At 43.7% G+C, this 21,050-nt stretch carries 18 protein-coding genes; 7 read left to right on the top strand and 11 right to left on the bottom strand.

Annotation, left to right across the window (positions count from 1 at the left end; translation table 11 throughout):
* Nucleotides 1-12: 12 nt before the first annotated feature.
* Complete coding sequence (locus tag KMW37_RS00355; RefSeq protein ID WP_215222623.1) at nt 13-249, bottom strand: hypothetical protein; 237 nt, start codon at nt 247-249, stop codon at nt 13-15.
* Nucleotides 250-489: 240 nt separating this feature from the next.
* On the opposite strand from KMW37_RS00355, the gene KMW37_RS00350 reads away from it, so the two are divergent.
* Together KMW37_RS00350 and KMW37_RS00345 are read left to right on the top strand one after the other, a co-directional pair.
* On the top strand, nt 490-708 hold the full coding sequence (locus KMW37_RS00350; protein WP_246581266.1) for a tyrosine-type recombinase/integrase: 219 nt from the start codon (nt 490-492) through the stop codon (nt 706-708).
* A gap of 183 nt (nt 709-891) precedes the next feature.
* Nucleotides 892-3,513 carry a thiopeptide-type bacteriocin biosynthesis protein gene (locus KMW37_RS00345; protein WP_215222622.1) on the top strand — a complete coding sequence of 874 codons (2,622 nt, stop codon included), beginning with the start codon at nt 892-894 and terminating at the stop codon, nt 3,511-3,513.
* Between the two features lie 165 nt (nt 3,514-3,678).
* Here the strand turns inward: KMW37_RS00345 and KMW37_RS00340 are convergent, their stop codons facing one another.
* A complete protein-coding gene (locus KMW37_RS00340) occupies nt 3,679-4,413 on the bottom strand; it encodes a LytR/AlgR family response regulator transcription factor (RefSeq protein WP_215222621.1) in 735 nt (244 codons plus the stop codon).
* A complete protein-coding gene (locus tag KMW37_RS00335; protein ID WP_215222620.1) occupies nt 4,394-5,437 on the bottom strand; it encodes a histidine kinase in 1,044 nt (347 codons plus the stop codon). Before KMW37_RS00335 ends, KMW37_RS00340 begins: the two co-directional genes overlap by 20 nt.
* Before the next feature lie 70 nt (nt 5,438-5,507).
* On the opposite strand from KMW37_RS00335, the gene KMW37_RS00330 reads away from it, so the two are divergent.
* Nucleotides 5,508-5,663, top strand: coding sequence for a hypothetical protein (locus tag KMW37_RS00330; protein ID WP_215222619.1), 156 nt, complete (start codon nt 5,508-5,510; stop codon nt 5,661-5,663).
* A 192-nt stretch (nt 5,664-5,855) separates the two neighbouring features.
* Here the strand turns inward: KMW37_RS00330 and KMW37_RS00325 are convergent, their stop codons facing one another.
* From KMW37_RS00325 to KMW37_RS00310, 4 genes are all read right to left on the bottom strand, one after another.
* Complete coding sequence (locus tag KMW37_RS00325) at nt 5,856-6,053, bottom strand: hypothetical protein (protein ID WP_215223440.1); 198 nt, start codon at nt 6,051-6,053, stop codon at nt 5,856-5,858.
* 538 nt (nt 6,054-6,591) lie between these two features.
* A complete protein-coding gene (locus tag KMW37_RS00320) occupies nt 6,592-6,807 on the bottom strand; it encodes a hypothetical protein (RefSeq protein ID WP_215222618.1) in 216 nt (71 codons plus the stop codon).
* Entirely contained in the window at nt 6,795-7,244 is a 450-nt protein-coding gene (locus KMW37_RS00315; RefSeq protein WP_215222617.1) for a DUF5675 family protein, read from the bottom strand. The genes KMW37_RS00320 and KMW37_RS00315 overlap by 13 nt, the downstream gene beginning before the upstream one ends.
* The gene (locus tag KMW37_RS00310) at nt 7,241-7,993 is read right to left on the bottom strand and encodes a hypothetical protein (protein WP_215222616.1); all 753 of its coding nucleotides are present in this window, start codon (nt 7,991-7,993) and stop codon (nt 7,241-7,243) included. The genes KMW37_RS00315 and KMW37_RS00310 overlap by 4 nt, the downstream gene beginning before the upstream one ends.
* Nucleotides 7,994-9,206: 1,213 nt before the next feature.
* On the opposite strand from KMW37_RS00310, the gene KMW37_RS00305 reads away from it, so the two are divergent.
* The 3 genes from KMW37_RS00305 (at nt 9,207) to KMW37_RS00295 (ending at nt 11,921) form a co-directional block, all read left to right on the top strand.
* The gene (locus KMW37_RS00305; protein ID WP_215222615.1) at nt 9,207-9,470 is read left to right on the top strand and encodes a hypothetical protein; all 264 of its coding nucleotides are present in this window, start codon (nt 9,207-9,209) and stop codon (nt 9,468-9,470) included.
* Between the two features lie 1,083 nt (nt 9,471-10,553).
* On the top strand, nt 10,554-10,979 hold the full coding sequence (locus tag KMW37_RS00300) for a MauE/DoxX family redox-associated membrane protein (RefSeq protein WP_215222614.1): 426 nt from the start codon (nt 10,554-10,556) through the stop codon (nt 10,977-10,979).
* A 657-nt stretch (nt 10,980-11,636) separates the two neighbouring features.
* Nucleotides 11,637-11,921 carry a hypothetical protein gene (locus KMW37_RS00295; protein ID WP_215222613.1) on the top strand — a complete coding sequence of 95 codons (285 nt, stop codon included), beginning with the start codon at nt 11,637-11,639 and terminating at the stop codon, nt 11,919-11,921.
* A 58-nt stretch (nt 11,922-11,979) separates the two neighbouring features.
* On the opposite strand, the gene KMW37_RS00290 is transcribed toward KMW37_RS00295, so the two are convergent.
* From KMW37_RS00290 to KMW37_RS00280, 3 genes are all read right to left on the bottom strand, one after another.
* Nucleotides 11,980-13,329 carry a RagB/SusD family nutrient uptake outer membrane protein gene (locus tag KMW37_RS00290; protein WP_215222612.1) on the bottom strand — a complete coding sequence of 450 codons (1,350 nt, stop codon included), beginning with the start codon at nt 13,327-13,329 and terminating at the stop codon, nt 11,980-11,982.
* Nucleotides 13,330-13,515: 186 nt separating this feature from the next.
* Nucleotides 13,516-16,710 (bottom strand): SusC/RagA family TonB-linked outer membrane protein, encoded by a 3,195-nt coding sequence (locus tag KMW37_RS00285; RefSeq protein WP_215222611.1) that lies wholly within the window; start codon nt 16,708-16,710, stop codon nt 13,516-13,518.
* 62 nt (nt 16,711-16,772) lie between these two features.
* Nucleotides 16,773-17,984: a TlpA family protein disulfide reductase gene (locus KMW37_RS00280; RefSeq protein WP_215222610.1), complete on the bottom strand. Its 1,212-nt coding sequence runs from the start codon at nt 17,982-17,984 to the stop codon at nt 16,773-16,775.
* A 1,685-nt stretch (nt 17,985-19,669) separates the two neighbouring features.
* Here KMW37_RS00280 and KMW37_RS00275 point away from each other — a divergent pair.
* Nucleotides 19,670-20,005, top strand: a complete 336-nt coding sequence (locus tag KMW37_RS00275; protein WP_215222609.1) for a hypothetical protein — start codon at nt 19,670-19,672, stop codon at nt 20,003-20,005.
* A 372-nt stretch (nt 20,006-20,377) separates the two neighbouring features.
* On the opposite strand, the gene KMW37_RS00270 is transcribed toward KMW37_RS00275, so the two are convergent.
* Entirely contained in the window at nt 20,378-20,905 is a 528-nt protein-coding gene (locus tag KMW37_RS00270; RefSeq protein ID WP_215222608.1) for a hypothetical protein, read from the bottom strand.
* Nucleotides 20,906-21,050: the final 145 nt, after the last annotated feature.

Genomic DNA, 21,050 nt, shown 5'->3' with positions numbered 1-21,050 from the left:
ACCAAGGACCAATCAATATTGTTCCCATAATTTTCTCTGAGGTATCATTACTTTGAAAAATGTATTGGAGGCCGGTGCTATTGGATATACCTCCCCGTATCCTCCCTTACCCAGGCCTCCATGCCTTCCAGCATATTGTATATGGCATTGATGAGCATTATCTTTTCCTGGAGATTGGTCTTTTCCATCAGGGGAAAGGCCAAAGGTAATAATCCAGCGTCCAGAACCTTCAATAGGTTTCTGGAACATTTTAGAATCCAGCTTCTGGAAAGCTACCAAGAACTGTTTGTAGAAAGGAAAAGCATCACAGCTCAAGCAGTTAAAAACAAGTTTTAGGTATAGAGGGAGAAACACATACCTTGATGGAATTGATTGAATACCACAATATTCAAAATCAAGGCATACTTGAAGAAGGGACATTGAAAAATATCATAATGACCCCAGATCAAAGGTTAAGTGTACTTTTTTTCGCCCATTTCGAATCAAAAGATGAACAGTTATTTAAAGGAAATAGCAGATTTATGCGGAATAGAGAAGAATCTCATTCATTACACAGCTAGACATACCTTCGCCACTACGGTAACCTTGATGAATGGGGTACCTATTGAAACTGTGAGTAAAATGTTGGAGCATAGTAAAATTGCTACAACTCAAATATATGCTAGGGTTGTTGAGAAAAAAAATAAGTCAAGATATGGAAATGCTTAGGTCAAAGCTCTTTGGAAACTAGCGTCAAACTTGGGTGGTTTTACCCCAGTTTGGCCCAACTGGTTTTGGTGATACGTGTTGTTCTAGGTGACGTTTGCGTATTAGATATGCGTGTTCATGTAATTTGATGGGATTACAGTTTGAATTGAAAGATTCTTAGGCCTAGAATTGAAGGAAAAAGAGATGAAGGATTTTTTCTACCGCGTGCCCTTATTGGATTTTGATATTTATAGCAATGAGCTTGTCCAAGAAAATTATGAGGAGCTGATAGCTGCCCTATCCCTCTCTTCTGAATCTTTTGTTGATGCGATTAAGGATAAAGCGTTAGATGAATTATCAGAAAAGGAGTTGAAGACGCTAAGAAAGTATTTGCTGAGGGGACGGTATCGCCCCATACCTTTTGGTAAATGGGCAGGTGTGGGCATTGGAACATGGCAAGAAAGTCGCGCCCCTTATATGATCAAAGGATTGGGCTATTCGTGCTTTAGCCCGGTATCTGAAGCTGCCCAAAATAAATCCCTAGACAAAGGAAGTAGCATTATCAATCCATTTTTGTATGCAGTAAACAATGGCTTCGTCTTATGGGAATGGGATAGTGAAGTGGAAAGGTGGGAAGAGGTGTTCTTGGAGAATGATAATGTCCTTGAAATTATCCATGAGCATCTACAGCGTCAGGGGGAGTTGAACTTTAGTGAATTTAAACGCTTGTTTGAACCAAAAATAGCTGAAGATGCGATCGAGCTTATTTGGAAAAAGCTACATGGATCAAGATTTTTGATTGGAGATAAGGGAGAGGCCCATGACAATAGACAGGAAATAGACAAAGGATCCAATATAGTGCCCATTAGTGTAATGGATGATGAGATAGGGCAGCCATGCTCTGTAAGGAAGTTGCTGCAAATGGCATTTGAGGAAATGGGGGGATTACTGCAAGCTTCATCATCCGGATATCTGGATGGGTTTAAGCAGGCTTTTTTTTCAGTGTATGATGATCGTTTCGTGTCATTGTCGAGGCTCTTGGAGCCATATTCCAAGGTGTATGATTTTCTGCGCCAGTCAAAAGACAAGGGGAAGGATTCCGAGGAAGATAATGTGGGGCTGATAAATCCTTATTTTGGTTTTATTTCAAGCAGTAATCAAAAAAAATACTCGATAGATCTCAGTAAAATAATTAAGCCTAAAAGGTGTACTGTAAATCATCATTTGTCCATCTTATATAGAATGGGAGAGGGGAACAGCATAGTGGTGGATGATATGGTAGGGGACAGGTCTTTAGGGATTTTGGGTAGGTTTACTTTAGATCGAAAAATTTATGAACATGCCAAGAAAATAGGTGCTGACATTGAAGAGGGAGGGAGTAAAATATATGCCGATGTATTAACGAAAGAAAATGCGGTCAACCATCAATTGGCAATCCACCAAAATGTATTCCAATACAGGATCAATTTGAGCGGATACCCGGGTGGAGAGGGGGACCTTCAGTTACATGATATATATATCGGTCTTGGGGAATCGGGTATGGTCTTGTACCATGGTAAATTAGAAAAGGAGGTGGTTCCTGTATTTCAACATGTGCTCAATAAAAAGCTAATGAGCCATCCCATGGCTAGGCTGTTATGGGAGATAGCCCATCAACATGTTAAGTCGCTAAGGTTCAATGAAGATGTCCCACCCCATATCAGGTATTTACCCCGGCTAAGATGGAAAAGTGTCGTGTTGAGGCCCGCAAAATGGTTGCTGAGCTATGAGCCTAACAAAACGCTTGCAGCATTCAGGTTAGAAATGGAAGAAAGAGCCATGCCGAGGTATTTGCTGGTGGGAGAAATAGACCAAGAATTATTGATAGATATTGAGGATGTGCTGTCGCTGAAGATATTAAGTGATGAACTTAAAAGGGAAAAAATAGTATGGGTGAAGGAATGTGTATGGATTAAGAGTAGGAGCTATGAATATAAAGGCCATCCCATATATCCACAATTCCTAGCAACTTATAATAGAGAGGGGGAAGCAGGGGCAAAGCGGATTGATTTTAATCCTATCTTAGAGAAGAAAGAGCACTGGACCGTGGTGTATGTGTACCTGTCCCAAGCATTTGTGCTAGATTTCTTGTTGAATGAACTGGCCCTGTTTTTACGGCGTGTGGGCTTATACCATGAAGTAGGGCTTTGGCATTATTTGCACTATCGGGATTCTGATTATCATTTAAGATTGCGCTTTGAACTTTCGACAGGCCATAAGGCTGGATTTGAAAAAGATCTTTACCTGTTTCTCAAGGAGTGTAAATTCATAGCTGCATTCCGTCCTGCACATTATTACCCTGAGTACCAAAAGTACGGGGTACAGGATATCGTTCTATCGGAAAAATTGTTCTATTATGAATCAAGTTTTTTTGTGATGGCGGAAGGATCACCGTTGAAGCTAGCGGAAGAAAAAAGGGTAGTGTTTGCGGTGAGTGTCATTGTGGCTGTGCTGGGAGAGAATATGGGTTTTTGGTATAGCTATCTAGGCAGGATGATTAAATCAATGTCCCTTGAGCGAACCAAAAAACATAAAAAGTGGATGATGGATATTGATTTTTTTATGGGGAAAGAGGAGATGGAGCATGTGGGGGATTTTGTGGATAGGTACTGGAGTGTATTAAGGCAGCACCATAAATTGTATGATGTTGGTAACGGGCGGGTTATGTTGGTGAGGCACCATTTTCATATGTTTGTGAACAGGCTATTTCCCGAAACGGATTCCAAGCGTACCGAGGATTTTGTGTGGTATTGTGTTTATAGGGAGTTTGGGAAAAGATTGCATTAGCTAGGTTTTATTAAGATTAGTTCATCTTTTGGGGTGGGAGTCTCTACTTATACCTGTTTTGCCCCATTCAAGCTTGATGGCAAATGGGAAAATCCAGGAATATTGAGGCGGGAGGATTCATTAAAGATAAGGATAAATTTATTGGTGAGGATCAGCGGAGGTGTTTTATAAGGTTTTACTTTTGGTGTATAGGTGGACTTTTTCCCAAAAGGTTTCTCCTATGGGGATCTTGATATTTTTTTCGGCCAGTATTATTTCTCTGGATGAAAGGCTTTCTATATTATCAAAATTCACCAGGTAGGATTTGTGTACCCTTTTAATAGAGGAATTGGCCAATATCTTTGAAAGTTCATCCATGCCCAGGTTTGAGGTGTATTTAAAGGTTTTGGTATAGATATCTGCGTAATGACCGGCGGCTTTTATATAAAGGATGTCATGGGTGTTGATTTTAATATATCCATAACCTTTGTTGGCTTTTACGAATACATGATCCGGTAGGGTATCGGGTTCTACATCACTTGGAGAGGTAGGGGCGGGAGTATTTTTGAGTTTGAATATGGCCTTAGCCAATTTGTTGAGTAAAAAAGGCTTGGATAAAAAATCCAAGGCGTTCACTTCAAAAGCATCTCGTGCATCCAAGGGATGTCCACTTGTCAGTATTACTGGGATATTTTTTGCGTGTACCATGCTGGATAAGATGATACCGTTAAACCCTGGCATATGGATATCAATGATCAATATATCAGGGGAGGATATCTCACATAGTTCGAGTACCTGGTCGGGCTTGGTGGTGTAAAATACTACTTCTGTAAAGGGGATTTCCTTGATAAGGTTTTTCAGTATGTCCAAGGCTGGTTTTTCATCATCTACCAAGCCTATTTTAATGTTCTGTGTGGTCATAATTCAATGCTAAATAGAGTTCGAAATCTGATGAGGTTTTATGGCTTATTAATTCGAATTTGGAAGGGAAGTGAAATTCCAGGATTTCCTTTATCCGGTCTATACCAGAACCAAGACTGTGGTGATGGTATGGACCGACTTTGTTTTCGATCAGCATGGTAAATGTCAGGGAGTGTGGGGATGTCCTGTTTTTCCTCAGGCTGAAAGCCAATCGGGCGGGCTGGAAATGGTCGGTCAATTCACCATGCTTGAAGATGTTTTCCACCAAGGTAAGCAGGACCATTCTGGGAATAACTAGTTTTTTTGCCAGACTCAGGTCTATATTTTTTGATAATTTAATTGCACATTCGTTTTGGTGCCTTCTTTGTTCCAGGTTGATATAGTTTTCAATCATGCTCAATTCCTCAGCGAGGTTGCTCTCGGTGGACAAAACACCATATTTGACCAAATCGGAAAGTTCTACCATCCAATCAGACAGGTCTCTGGATTGGTAGAATAGTTCAGCCCTAAACGCATTGAGGGAATTGAATAAGAAGTGTGGGCTCAGTTGACCTTTTGCCAAGTCCAATTTGGCTTTTAAAGTTTCGTTTTGGGCTTCCAGTTTTTGGTTTTTCATAAGGACGGAGAAAATGATAAACCAAAATCCGCTGGAGAGTAGACCGAAATAGAGCAGTCTCCAAAATTCTGCAATCAGCAATTGTCCCCAATTGTATTCCACCGCTGTAAGGGAGTTTGTCATCAGTATTTTAATGCTGCTCAATAGCAGCAGAGCGGAGATGATGGTACAGGCTGTCCATGTTTTCTTTTTTTCAGTGTAGAATGATAGCCAGAGAATAAGCGGTATGGAATAAAAAATGAAAAGGATGTATGCCAGGTTTAGGAAAATATAGGTCCATTGAAAGGTGGCCATGCCAAAAATCACGGAGGATATAAAGTCCAATAGTATATATAGGGTCCAGGCCAGAAAATGCCATTTGATATTTTTCAGGAATATGTGGTTAAATAGGCTGTTTGTGTATGTCATGGAGCTGTTTGAGATTTAGTGGTTTATAAAATAGCTACGATCATTTAGCTTTCAGGAAAAATGAACGCCTATGATAAAAACAGCAGATGTCAGGGGATTCGACATTAAAAAGCGAAAAAGGAATCCTCAAGCTTCAAGATTTAAGGAAGCCACAAATGCCAAAAATGGAGTTTTGCAAAGCATTTTTAGGGAATGCAAAACAACGATTACAGGTATTGGCGCTTAAAATTTTGAAGTTTTTTCTGGTCGAGATGGGGAGTCAGCATTTCTAGCCGTCTTCCTATCTCAAAATAATAAGCAATAATAGTTCAAAGCTATTTTATGATACCGGATCGAAATTCCGGTTGGGTAATGAAAGGCCCAGTAAATAGGAGCAGGAAGAAAAGGCAATGACTTCCTGCTATTTTTATGTGCAGCTTTACCGAATATATTCCATTACTTTTTCTACTGGGATACCATGAAATATTGCGTATTCCTCAAAGGTCACCACTTGGTGGTCATTTTTATTAAAATAATTTTTGATCTTTGAAAGCAGGCCGTAAGCATAACTTTTGCTTCTTCCTGTAATAAACATGATATCCTGTGCATAGATCACACTACGCTCAGTTTTTTGCATAGGTATTTATATCTGGTATTCTTAAAAGTGACCAAGATAATTTAGGTTAATCATACGGATACTCTGTTTGAATCAAATGATAAAAAAGAATTCATTATAGGGGGACCCGTATTCATTAAAAAAAGAATATTCGTCAACATCATAGTTGAAAATTTGGTTATAATTTCTTCATATGGTTCAGGGATTATATTCCTGATTTTAGCAAAATATAAACACAAAATCTCTAAAATGTAAATAAATTATGATTTTTTGTGATATATATGTGGTGATAATACCTGTAATGTTCGATTAATGATGGGTGTCAAGGTTTGGGTTTTAGGTACTTTATGTCCTTTGTGCCAATGATTTTGTGTCTCTGTGCCTATACGTGTTTTCAGGGAAATTACAATCGTTTAGTAGAATGATGGCAAGAAGTCAGGCTGGGGCCCTGTCTACTGATAAAGGCAGGTAATTAGTGGCTTGTTGATAGCTTCTGCTCCATCTGGGTAGACAAGTCCGCGCAGCCTGACAGCCTTTCATTCCTATTAAGACTCCATCATCATTTATCAGTTTTTATTGCTTTGATTTGGGAGTCCAGCCACTCTCGTATGTTTTGCTGCTCAGATTTGAGCCATATGAACATATCGCGGAGTTCCAATTGGTCACGCTTCATCTGTCGGATTTCTTGGACCAATAGCTTTAGCAGGTAAGTGATCACCGCAAGTAGAAAGGAGACCACTGTTTCGGAAATTTCAGGTATGTTCAGCTGATCCATGCCACTTTCCGTTGGTACTGCGCTAAATTCAAGGCCTTGTCAGGGGAGCTGCGAAGCTCTAGAAAAACCTCTTCTTGGCTCATGGCCTGATAAAGTATTTCTTTGAGCTTTTCGAACAGGTGCTTTGACTTTATTCCCTTACATTCGCCCATTGCACGATTTACCGGAGCAATGTTCCCTGGTGAGAGCTTTTTGATGTCCGTAGCAGGAAGGATGGAAACTTCATCCCTGCCAGGGATATTTTTCACCTTAATGTACCAACCTTTGGAAGCATCAAAAGCTTTTTCCAGCGGATAGAGTCCTTCAGGTATACAGGAAGTCTGAGAATCATTTCTGTACCAAGGCCATTCTAATGTACGGCCTATCCTAAAACCTTCGATGGTGAGGGTACCAATGGTACCCCCAGGCCAATATTCACGTTCGAGATGAAGTATCATGCTCCTTCTTCGGTAAGAATGATACCCGCCCCATTGTGTGCCCCATTGTTCAGGGTGTAGGTTTTTCCATTGGTTTCCTGTAGAAACTCAATACCCAGCGCATAGAAATGATCTGCCCCAGTCAACTGGTTTTTGTCCACAGTAAGTACCAAATCCGAGACCTCCGTTTCACCGATAGGATATTCGGCACTGCTTACAATGGCAGACTGTTTGGTCTGTTCGGCAAAGTTGGCACTTGCTGCCACCATGAACATTTTAAAGTGACTGGCCCCATCCGGTTTGGCCAAGTACCTGACCGGCACAAAAGGGTTAAAGGTAACCGTCAACTGGGTGCCATTGTCCTCAGCGGTATGCTCTGCAAAGACCAGAGATTCGAATACTGAGGCAGAGCTGAACTGAAAATCGGTGAACAAGGAGATGTCCCCGTTTTCTACCTTTCGCTCTCCACGATCTGATATCAAGTCAGATTTTAGCACTTTTAGTGTCTGGCGATAAACCCTTGTGTGCGTTCTCGGATCTCTGGCCCTTGCGACGATTTCCTGAAAGGCCCTTTTGAGCAATTTGGAAGCCGTAGCGGCACGGGCAAATTCAGCCAGGTTTTCCCTGGTACGCCTGAAACTTTCATCTTTGAGGATGCGCTCTTTAGAGATGCCTCCTTTTTGACGGGCCTTGTAGCCGTTTCTTCCCTTGTAGAAGGTCACATCTCCGATGGTTCCTTCCAGTTTAATAAAACTTGATTGTCTAGCCATAATAATATGGGTTTTGGTTGAACATGGAGGTAATTTGGGACGGTAAGCTTTGAGAAAAAACTGAAAGTGGACTATGTGGAAAATATGGAAACTAAGGAATGAATGATATTAAAATGTAGAAGAGTGATAGAGCTTTGTAAATGAATGGGGTTTGGATTGAGGGATTAATTGGCATTACAAATGCCCATTATATATGGGTCGGGATTTCAAATCCCGACCAGCGTAGTTGCACATCCCGCCCAGCGTGGGGATCGGGGGATCAGGTCTGTGTCCGAATATGGATGAAAGTGGCTGAGTCGGAGACATTTCCCTTACTTTTTGTCTTAGACACAAAAAGTAACAAAAAAGTCAAGCCAGAAATAAAGCTTCTGCCCTCATGGCCACCGCTGGCCCGCATTTCTGGCGGCCTGCCGCACCTGTTTAGACTATTCTGGAGAGGAGATGAGCTTGAATCATCACCTTTTTATAATTGCAATCAAGGTTTATTGGGGATCGGGTCTGGACCTGAATATGGATGAAAGTGGCTGAGTCGGAGACATTTCCCTTACTTTTTGTCTTAGACACAAAAAGTAACAAAAAAGTCAAGCCAGAAATAAAGCTTCTGCCCTCATGGCCACCGCTGGCCCGCATTTCTGGCGGCCTGCCGCACCTGTTTAGACTATTCTGGAGAGGAGATGAGCTTGAATCATCACCTTTTTATAATTGCAATCAAGGTTTATTGGGGATCGGGTCTGGACCTGAATATGGATGAAAGTGGCTGAGTCGGAGACATTTCCCTTACTTTTTGTCTTAGACACAAAAAGTAACAAAAAAGTCAAGCCAGAAATAAAGCTTCTGCCCTCATGGCCACCGCTGGCCCGCATTTCTGGCGGCCTGCCGCACCTGTTTATACTATTCTGGAGAGGAGATGAGCTTGAATCATCACCTTTTTATAATTGCAATCAAGGTTTATTGGGGATCGGGTCTGGGCCTGAATATGGATGAAAGTGGCTGAGTGGGAGACATTTCCCTTACTTTTTGTCTTAGACACAAAAAGTAACAAAAAAGTCAAGCCAGAAATAAAGCTTCTGCCCTCATGGCCACCGCTGGCCCGCATTTCTGGCGGCCTGCCGCACCTGTTTATACTATTCTGGAGAGGAGATGAGCTTGAATCATCACCTTTTTATAATTGCAATCAAGGTTTATTGGGGATCGGGTCTGGGCCTGAATATGGATGAAAGTGGCTGAGTGGGAGACATTTCCCTTACTTTTTGTCTTAGACACAAAAAGTAACAAAAAAGTCAAGCCAGAAATAAAGCTTCTGCCCTCATGGCCACCGCTGGCCCGCATTTCTGGCGGCCTGCCGCACCTGTTTATACTATTCTGGAGAGGAGACGAGCTTGAATCATCACCTTTTTATAATTGCTATCAAGGTTTATTGTGGTTTGGTGTTGGGTATGACAAATGGCCTTTTGGCGTGAGTGATGTTATTCGGTAACAGGGGATTTGATAATTGATTAAGAGGTTAACTGTTTAATTGTGGATTACTGTCGAACCTGCCTTGCGGCAGTCAGGCTGTTGGATTGTTGGATTGTAGAACTGTTGGATTGTGGGACTGTTGAATTGTTTAGGGGTTAGGGGCATTGCAAATGCCCTTTATTTATGGGACCAGATTACAAATCTGGACCAGCGTTGATAATGGGGGCTCTAGCTTGACAACTGTCTAAAAGGATTACTAAACCCAGCTTTGCCCCAGCTTTACCTTAGCTTTGATATAGCTTTGCCCCAGCTTTGGTATGGCTTTGACGTGGGGTTGGGAGAAGGTTTGACTGTGGGAGTGTTGAACTGAATGATTGTTGAATTGTTGAACCTGGCTTGCGGCAGCCAAGCAGGGGAAATGTGGTGTGTTTATAGGTTAACTGTTTAAGGTTAAAGGTGTTATAAATTCCCATGATTTATGGGGCGGGATTGCAATGTTTAGGGGGGAGGGGAAAATGAGGAACTGTTGGATTGTCGAACTGTGGGGTTGTAGAATTGTCGAACTGAGGAATTGTAGAACTGTCGAAATTCTACTCAGTGTGGATTTCAATTTTTAGGTTGGTGTAGTTTTTTGGGCTGTTTGTGTGTTCGAAAAGGGTGTTCAGGAATTTGCTGTTTTATTTTTTCGGCACTGTAGCTAGCTTATGATGGTATTAGGAATAGTTGGGCATTTTAAATGCCCATGATTTATGGGGACAGATTGCAAATCTGGACCAGCTGATTATTACGGTATTTGGAATTGTTGGGCATTTCAAATGCCACCCAGCGTGGAGGGCAGGATTCTAAATCCAGCCCAGCGTAAGAAATAGGGAGTCAGAGACTCAAATTTATAAAGTCCTGCAGCTCAGCTGGCAGGACAACAGTGATTGTTTAAGGGGTTAACTGTTTAAATTTTTGGGTTAAGGGGCATTTCAAATGCGCGATATATGTGGAGCGGGATTTCAAATCCCGCCCAGCGTCGATGATTTATGGGGGGAGATTGCAAATCTGGACCAGCAAGGGCAAGTTTGATGATATAATTATTAAGAAGATAATAACTAAGATGGAAAGGATAATAAAAATATACCGAGAACTGATTCCATTGTTGGTTGCCATGCTCTTTGTTTATACTGCGGTAAGTAAAGTTTACGATTCGGTAGGGACAATGAGGGCACTTTATAACCAGGTATTTCCCCACTGGATGGCGGAGCTGATATTTTATGGGCTTCCCGTTATCGAATTGGTAATAGCGGTCATGGTGCTGCTGCCGAAGTTTAGGCGAAAAGGTATGTGGGCGGGTTTTTTACTGATGATTGCTTTTACTGCCTATATCAGTCTGGTTATGGGGGATGTTTTTGACCGCGTGCCCTGCAGTTGCGGTGGTGTACTGAGTAGTTTGGGATGGGAGGAGCATTTGGTGTTTAATCTTTCGGTGCTGGTGATGATGGTGATTTGGCTGATTAAGTATGATCGGGGGAGTGAGGAATGAGAAATTGTCGAACTGTCGAACAGGGGAACAGAGGAACTGTGGAACTGTCGAACCTGCCTTGCGGCAGCCAGGCTGGTGAATTGTTGGATTGGGAAATTGGAATATTGAAAATGAGTGGGACTTGAGGCAATTTGGTAATCCATGAATAATTGAGTCGGAGACTCAAATTTATAGAGTCCCTCAGCACAGCTAAGGTGACAACAGGGGTTTGGTTGATTAAGTATGATCGGGGGAGTGAGGAATGAGAAATTGTCGAACTGGGGAGCTGAGGAATTGTCGAACCTGCCATGCGGCAGCCGGGCTGGTGAATTGTTGGATTGGGAAATTGGAATATTAAAAATCAGTGGGACTTGAGGCAATTTGGTAATCCGTGAATAATTGAGTCGGAGACTCAAATTTAAAGAGTCCCTCAGCACAGCTGAGGTGACAACAGGGGACAACGGCGTAATGAAATTTGATTTGGGCATTGCAAATGCCCATCATCTGTAAGTATGGATTGCAAATCCATACTAGCATTAATAAGAAATAAAAACGGCCAGTGAAGGTAGGGAGTGCTTGCCTGGCATCGGTAGGGGGAAGAAATCCGGCCGTCCCTCTCGGAAGGTCCACGAAACCAAAACGACCGGCATTTATTATTCATTTTAATCATATAAAATTATGAAAAATTCAATGATTAATCTCCTACGTGGAGGTGTATTTCTATTGGCAATGGTTATGGCTTTCGCTTTTACGCAGCCATCTGCCATTATAGGTCAATATGGACAGTCAGGGGGCACATGGTATGATGTGACCAATGAGGATCCGGGTATGGATACCTATACCTGTGACCAGCAGACGGATGCAGAATGCCTGTTCGATGCGGCCCATGGGGCAGGTTCACCAATCAACCCTGGAGAGGACAAGGTATTTGTGAAAAGGGGGGACCTAGAGGAAGCTGATTAAGTTGTCCTAAGATGATCCAGTTAATTGGGCCGTAAGCATTGCTTGCGGCCCGATTTTTTTAAGGCCTCTCTTCCAGTTTAAGCTCGATTTCCGGAATGGCAATGATCGTTCTGTCCTCATTGGAGGAGAGGGCATAGCTTTCTCCTCCGATGGTTCTTATGGTTTCTGCTTCTTGGCCAAAGTCCCTGTGTGACCTTTTGAAATCCTCCCAGCTCCTGCCCCTGAACACCAGCTCCCGCTTCCTTTCGGCCAAGACCAGGCCAAGGGCCTCTCCTTCATTAAGGCCATCAACGGTAGGGGCCATGTTTTCCCTGTATCGCGTTTCCATGAACTGGCCAAGGACGGAAAGTCCCCGTTCCATATTCCCCGTGCGGATATGGGATTCGGCAGCGATCAGGTAGGCTTCGGGGAGGGAAATGCCCGTAAAGAGCGTATAGCCACCGGTATAGGATCCCCTGAAGTTTTGCCTTCCTCCATCGGTAGCGCTGAAAAATAGGTCTTTTCTCGTGTCACCTTCCGTGTAAGAACCGTAAAGTTCCATGGGGATAAGGGTGGAAGGGGAAGAAGTAATGTCAAGTTTTCCATCTGTCTTGGAATAGTACAGCGTCTCCCTGTTGAACAATTCGAAAGGATAATCCATTTCGGGATCGAGCTCTTGGTAATCCAAAAGCTCCGGCCCGTTGGCAATGGCAAGGTCCGCCTGGGCTGCAGCTCCTTCGAAATTGCCCATAAGAAGATATACCCGCGCCAAGAGCGCCCTGGCAGCAACGGTGTTGACGTGTATCGGATCCGAGACCGAAGTGGGCAGTTGTGCTATGGCCGCTTCAAGATCGGTGATGATCTGTCCATAGACTTCATCCGTGCCGGCCCAATGTGCCTTTTCGGAAATATCCGAGACCAGCTTGAAGGGGATTTCATGGCTGCCGTCGTCCAATTGGCTGCCGAGAAGTGGCAAGTGGAGCAGGGCAAGGTTGGTATGGGCATAGGCGCGGAGGAAATGGGCAAGTCCCTGTAATTCCCGGATATCCTCGGCCTTTCCATCGATTCCCTCTTCCATGAGGTCTAGGCTGAGGTTGGCATGAAAGACCTGGGTATAGAGGTATCCGTAGTCCACTGAACTTTCCAATGGTCCGAAAATATCCGCTTTCCACAGGTAGGCATTTTGCTGCCATGGATCAAGACCCTCCCAAAGCTCGGTAGTGGTCTCGTAATCGGGCCCGAGCACAAAGGTGATCAGGGGATCGACGCAAAACCTCCTGTAATTGGTCAGCAGTGCTTCGATGTCCTGTGTAGTCTTGGGGACTACTATATCCTTGCTAGGCTTGTCGTCCAAAAATTCCTGACATGACTGAAACAGCAGTCCGGTGCATATGATGATCATGCTTATATAAGTGAAGTTATTTTTCATTTTTTTATGGTTTTTGTCAAAGAGAAACTTGGAAAAGGCCCCCGTTTCCCGTCTGGAAACATTTCCCGTTACTGCAAAAATGTATGTTTTACATATGAAGAAAGTGTGCGGTAAGGGGCCTTTAGGAATTAGGCCTGTGGAAACGCAGGTCAATTTTTAATTGCCTTCCATTTCCCTTACAAAAGGTTAAAGATCAATCCTGAGCCCTACGGCTATGCTTTTAAGGGGCCGGGAAGTCCTGAAATCAGGATCCAGTGCATCTTCACTTGTCTTCCAGATAATTCCCAAATTATTGGCATAGCCGTAGAGTTCTGCCCGTTGAAAAGGTAGCCATGGCATGGTGGACCGGTCGAAGGTATAGGACAGCCTGATGTCTTGTAAACGGATATGGTCGCCCTTCTCCACCAGGACACCCGAGTTGGAGTAGAAATCATGGCGGTAGAAATCTGTAGAGGAGGGCAGGGAAGGAACCTGGGTAAAGGCCTCGTCTCCCGGTTGCTGCCAGCGCCTGTCAAAATCTCCATGGCCGATTTCCCCTCGAAGGAGGGTGAAATAATCGATACTTCTGCGTTTGTAATAATAGCCCAAACGATAGGACATATTGACCGATAGCTGGAATCCTTTCCAACTGAAATCGTTTCTCAATGAACCAAAATGGGTAGGCCTTGCAGGGCCATGGTATTGGAGGTTGTCGATGGAAGCGGCACGTTGGATGTCGCGGTATTCCGTGCTGGCCTCCCCGTCCAGGATCCCCATGGGGTCGCCCGTATCCGTGTCAAGCCCTGCCCAGTGGTATGTATAGATGCCGAATAGTGGCCGCCCGCTCATAGGGTATGTTCCCCCGGCAAGGGCCGCAGCCAATAGGTTGTTGACCGTGGGGGCATTTTCATAGTCTACGACCTTTTCGTTTATCCAACTGTCGATCCAGGTGACCTGCCATTTTACCGATCGATCAAGCGGTCGGGCCCTAAGCTCAATGTCCAGGCCCTTGGTCAGTGTATTGGCGAAATTCCCCGTATACTCGTCCATGCCATTGGAAGAGGCAATGGTAGTCTCGCCAAGCAGGTCGGAGCCTTTCTTGTTGTAAAATTCCAAAGTAGCGGCAAACCTGCCGTTTTTGGTTTCCATATCTAGTGCAATATTGGCAATGACGATTTTCTCCCACCTCAGATCGGGATTGGGCGGGTTGATGACCTGTGCTCCCCGGGCACCTGGGATTTCCTCGTAAGAGGCAAAGTTGAAATAGCGTGCGGTGACCAGTGAGGAAAGGCTCTTGTCCACATTGCCGTTATGGCCGTAGGTGGCACGCAGTTTCAGGTAAGGGATCCCCCATCCTTTGGCAAAATCCTCCTCACTGATGGTCCAGGCGGTACCTACCGACCATAAAGGCAAGCCTTTTTGGTTGGCATCCACCCCGAAAATGTTGGACTGGTCCTTTCGGGCACTGGCCGTCAAGTGATACCGGTGCCGAAAGTGGTAGCCGATGTTGGTATAATAAGAAACAAAACGGTCGGTACGTCCGCTATGCCCAATACCTGCATTGATGGCCGAAGACCGTCCGGGGTTGTAATAGTATGGCCAGCGGGTAAGATGGTCCACGGGTTGTCCAGTGCCCAAATCATCATCATAACCATAGAAATAATTGGCCGAGCTCAGCCCTTCAAGGGACTTGATCTCAAATCCGGCAATGGCATTGATGAAATGCTCACCTTTCCAATTGTTTTCATAGCCCATTTGTCCACGGACCGTGTGGGAATGAACACTTTCCCGGCTTTCATAAAGAATATCTCCCATGGGAAGGGGATAGGAGAGTACGCCATTGGCATCCATTTGCGTAAAACTGTTGATTTGGTCGCGGGTGTGAAAGGATTCCAGTGGATCGATGTTCCGGTCGATGCCCGAATTGTTCCAGTATTGGTAGTTGAGCTTGGCTGAGAAACCCGCTCCAAGGCTATAGTCCAGTCCAAGGTTGGCACGCCAATCAAGGGCATCATTACGATAGTCCAGCAAGCCTTTTTCTGCTAAAGGCACATATTCCCAGTCCAATAGCCCGTCACCGGCCACTGAGGCAATGTAGCGAGTGCTTAGACTTCCAGTGACTGGTACAGGGATACCGTTTTCATCGGTAAGGGACTCGTAGGCGTAGCCCTGTGGCAGGGTTGTGCCTTGGAAGGACGATGATTTGCTCAGGTAAATACCGGCAAGGACATCCAGTCTGTCGTCTAGCAATCGCCAGTGCTGTTTGCCGTTTAAGGTCCAGCGGTCATGGTAATTAGGGGCAATAGACATATTGTTCCGGTCGTAGCCGACCGATAAGGCATAGGTGTTTTTCTGGCCCCCGCCACGAATGCCAATACTGTATTGTTGGCCAAGAGATGGGCTGTAATAATGGTTTTCCAGTTCACGCCTGAAGTCGGTGGTGCGAAAGCGTGAAATATGTGCATTGGCCTCAGATGAAGTGATCCTGCCGTCACGCAGGGCAATCAGGGTCTCTACCATTGGGGAGAGTTTGGTTTTGTTGGAACTGTTTTCCCGGCTGTTATAAAAGCCCTCCTCGAAGAGTTGACGTTCGATATCGAGGAATGCACCAATTTCCATCTGGGGCTGGTAAAAGGGATCGGGAGCCTCGGTGATGGTCATGTTGGTGTTGATACTTAGCTTAGGTACCGTGTTGTGGGTTCCGTTTTTGGTGGTCACGACGATAACACCATTACCCGCCCGGGCACCCCAGATGGAAGCAGCAGCTGCATCCTTTAGTACCGAGATGGATTCCACATCGTTTGGGTTGATGCTTTCCAATGGGCCGTCATAGGGAAAGCCGTCCAGTACAATCAGTGGAGCGGTGTTGGCAAATATGGTCCCCCGCCCACGTATACTGATGGGATCCTGGGCAGCGTTTACTCCCCTGTTGAATATAAGTCCGGGTGTGATGTCCTCTAGCCTGTCCACCAAATTGGTGCCCACACGTCTGTTGAGCAATTTTTCGTCCAATAGGACAAAAGAGCCCGTTGCCCTTTCTTTGGGGATTTCCTGGTATCCGGTGGATACGACTTCTACTACCTCGAGATGCATGTCCGCAGCTGTAAGCCGGATGTTCAATGACTTATTAGTAGGCACTTGGAAAGTCATTTGGTGGGTGTCCATTCCAAGGTAGCTTACTTTCAGTACAGTCTGCCCTGAAGGTAAGCTGAGCGTAAACCTACCCTCGGCATCACTTACCGTGCGGAGATGCCCATTTTCGTTACTGATGACCGCGCCAGGCAGGGGATTACCATCCGCATCGGAATACACCGTACCGGTAACCACATGAATGGATTTTTCTTGGCTTAAAGTAAATTGACAGTAAGAGCAGAGGAGTAGCATAAGTAAAAGATTTTTCATAGTTGTCAGGTTTTGGTTGTAAAATGGGGCAGGTGTATGGCTGCCGTAAAATTTATTTGGGGTTATTCTGAAAGGGTACTTGAGGGGAAAACGGCTTTGGCCGCATCGATCTGTTGGATGATGCTTTCCGCATCGTTGTCCGAAAGTGCGGGTTTATAGATCCGATATCCCGGGCTAAGGACCATTTTATAGGGATAGCTGCTGATGTGGTAATCATCAAACAGGGGACTGGGCCGCAGTGCATAATAGTTGTGGCCCTGAGGATCACAGAAGTTTCCCGATTCCACGGCTTTCAGCCAGCGGTTGGGTGAAAGGTCACCATTGACCGTCACAAAGACCACGTCCGGGTCATCTTTGAAATGGGCCATGGCCTCGCTTAGTCCTTGCTGGTAAAAATCCATGCAGAACTTGCAGCCCGAGAGCCAGAAATAGAGAAAGACCGTCTTGTTACGGTATTTTTCCAACTTTACCGTATTGCCGGAAGCGGACAGCAAGGGTACCGGGAGCATGGGGGATCCCTGTGCCTTTACAGCCAGTATTTCCTTGAATATATCCCTGATCCAAGGGGTTTCCACCACCTGTAGTCCCCTTCGTAGGATCGGGGCAGGGTCTTCCATCAGGGAGGTGTTTTCAAAAAAATAGTAGGCATAAAGCTGGTCACGTAAGGGGGCAGGGCATTGGTCCAATAAGGTAAGGAAGCTCGTGCCCTCAGCCTTGCTTTTTATCCGTAGCCAGCCCAGTTGTGCCTTAACCATACTAGGAGCCTTGGCCTGAATGGAATAAGGAAAGGGGATGCTGTCCATTATAGGAATCAATAAGTCCTCGTAAAGCCCGAAACTTTGGGGGGCTTCGCGGTAGACCTCCGAAAGAAAGCGGATGGGCTTTTCCAAGAGTTTTCCCATTGTTTCGGCACGGATGATCTCCAAAAATTCCCTGTCTATCTTTTCCTCAAATAGCTTGATTATATCCCATACCGGATGCTGGTAAATAGGAGCTTCCAGCAGTGTTCTGGCATGGTCAAGGTCGTTATTACCTCGCTCCACAAAATCCATGACCAAATGGAGGGGTGATATACGGGAAAGGGCTTTGCTGTATAGGGAGTCCATAGGAGAGGTCTCCATGGTCCGCTCCAAATTACCGGTGACCATCAAGGGGGGCGTGTTGAAGGCTGCTTGGTCCAGGGTATTTCTGACCATTTGCTGTAACTCAAAGTAAGGGGCAGAAGGGCCTCCAAAAAAAGCCTGTCCGGTAAGCCTGTCAATCCTGAAACGCACGCTGTCCCCATTGCGGACCAGAAAGCGGTCGATCAGCTTGATACTTCTATCCTGTACTGAAATCCATTGGTAGGGCCGAGGTTCCTTGATTGAATATTCGAAAGTGACGGTGCCATGGCTGCCCTCGACAAAGTTGCCTGGGATTGTTCGCATCACCTCGCTCTTTTCCTTGGGGATGTGGATGTGTTGGTTAAAGAAATGGTCCCATACGGTGATGCGCAGGCTATCTACCGGCGGATGACCCTTTATCTCCCCATACACCACCACGGAAGCCGGAGTTTTTTCCGGCTTTTCCGCGGCAGGAGGTGAAGCAACTTGGCCATATGTCTCACTTCCGAAAAGGCATAGCAATGCCAGGAAGCATGTGAACGTTGTTTTTTTCATGCTTAATATGCGGTTGTGTAGAAAGTGTTGGGACACCTAAGGAGTCTCCTTAGGAGTATCTAGTCTTGAGTCGTGAGTATGGAGACTCGTTTACGGAGTCGAGAACGCCCAAATTTCCGTCATTGCGATCCGCCTTGTCTGACGCCAGGCAGGCGCGGCGGAGAGGCAATCTCGTATTTTACCCCCTCCTAGCCTCCCCCTATAGGGTGAGGAACCGATTTCATTACCGAAATCACTTGCCCTGCAAGCTGGCTACTCGCTAAAAACAGTCACCGACTGTTTTCTTTACGCTTGTCCCTCCCTCAAGGGGGATTTAGGGGGTAAACTTATACCTTAGGAACTAGACTTCGTGCCTTCCAATACGTACTCCAAAGCTTTCGGCTTTTGTCTTTCGACCTTTAGCTTCCTTCTTTCTACATTTATAATAAATTGATTAAACCCCAGTGCTTATAAAGCCCCAGGCCAGGCTGCCCTACCAGACGTTCCTTCCGGAGCGGAACGAATGCAGCCAACGAAGTGAAGTATCAAGATTTTAGTATCAAGTAGCTAGACTAGATACCGGATTGATCTTGATGGCTTAAAAATGGATACCGATCTTTTGTAAGTATCGAGTAGCTAGATTTCAGTATCAAGTACTTTCATCGATCCTGTTCCTTCAATCAGCAATCGGAACAGGTTTACTACTCTTTTAACAATAGGTTTGATAGTGGTTTTTATTCACGGTATCGGTATATATAGGATAAGTACCAGTATCAAAACAAAAATCGAGTCTTGCTACTAAGTACTATCATCTTGCGACTTAGATGGGGTTTTTTGGTTTGCGAATAAATAGCATCTCAAACTTCGTACAACTGTTTTGGCTATTTAGACAACTTGGATTAAAAATACAGGCAGCTGAACCTTCTCTTCTAATGGAAGGGCATAAAGGATAATGATATGTAAATGATGTGCTACCCATAATGTCTTTTTATCATTATGAGCCTCTATACTAAAAACAAAGGGCAGACAACCCCTATCATAGTCTAAAGTCGCAAGGCCCTGACAAAGCCTGCATTTCATTAAGAAATGCTCCCGAACATTAGACATAAGGAGTGCCCACCCTTATATTTGCAAATATAAGAAAGTGGGGCAACTCACTTACGCTCACTCGGGAATAAACTGTCAGGTTTAGCAGTGAGGCTCGTTAAATCACCCTATTTCAACTTAATTGATATTTTAAATGTCTTGTGTGCAATATATAAAAAAAAGTTGTGTTACGCTATACCGTAACACATTTTGTTGCAGATTTTTTTGATTCCCTTATGGAAAATAAAGATTTTGATCTTATTAAGGTGAAATTATGCCTTATTGTTTATGATTGTTTGTACCAAAACAAATTGCACTATAAAAAGAATAATAATCTTAATGTGTACAACGAGAGTTCTTTAGCAAGTGAATTGGGAGTTAGAAAGGCAACAGTTACTGATATTTTATATTGTAAATCTTTACCAAGTACTAAAACAATTTTTTTGATAATGAAGGCTTTTAGCTTAAGTTTTTCAGATTTTGCATCCAAGTTTGAGGCCATTACAGATAAAGAAGCATTGAGTCATTCAAAAAATATCATAAAAAAGATGGAGGAACTTAAAAGTTTATGAAATACCCAGGATGAGGAGTTTAATAATAATTAGGAGTTTCTGGATTTAAAGGATTAATTGCAGAAAATGGGATTGGTTATCAGTCTCTAAAAGGTCTTCAATGGAATAGAAATTTACTAGGATTATGGGAAGGAAAAAATGCAATTGATTTTCACAAAGTTATTTAATGGTAAAAATATCCTGTATGGGGTAAAAAGACTAAGCACAAAACTGTATTCTATAAATAACCGAAAGTTCCGATATGCCTATTTTTATTTTCATTCATAGTTTCTTGGTTATTTGCTACAGATTCGGGACGATCAGGCTCCATCGGGAATGGGCAAAGGGGAGGGTATATGAGGGAATTATCCCTCATTAATAGAAGTAAAATCTTTAATTGTTTACATGATCGGTCCTTCCAAAATATTTCAAATTCATTTTCACAGATTCAAATCTTTTCCCATATATATCTTCAAAATCAACGATAATGTATAAATCTTTAAGTATTGCCCTTATTATCTCCCTTTGTTCAATTCCAGTTTGAACTTCATCATCGATTTTTATTTCAATCAGTTTATAGGAATTATTACTGCTCAGATAATAGTCCTTATAACGAGAGGCATAATACTTATATTCACAACTTTTATCTAGTTTCTTGGGTAACCAATCAATTAGGGTATTCTTAATTTCATCATCGTCATCTTTAAATACTCTTGTATTGATTATTTTAGCTGGGCCTACTCCACAATTCCTTAATTCAACTAGCAAATAATTCTCAAAATCACCGTATCCAACAATTATTAAAGGTTTTACAATTTTAAAATAATGTCTTCGATTATAATAAAGTGCAATCATCGCGCAAATCGCAATAACATATGAAGGTATTGAGGTTATCCAAGAAAAATCTTTTAGTAGTACCATTATTTTTTTAAAAATAAATTCAAATTGGTTTTTTATGACATAAATTTATGGTTAGTCTATAAAATAATCTACTGGTTTTAATTTTATTCCTTCACTATCCCATCTTTTTATTTAATTTGAAATAATTTTGCACTTGATATTAAAA

Source organism: Echinicola shivajiensis, assembly GCF_018642165.1.
GTDB classification, from domain to species: Bacteria; Bacteroidota; Bacteroidia; order Cytophagales; family Cyclobacteriaceae; genus Echinicola; species Echinicola shivajiensis.
This window is presented reverse-complemented; position numbering and strand designations above follow the sequence as displayed.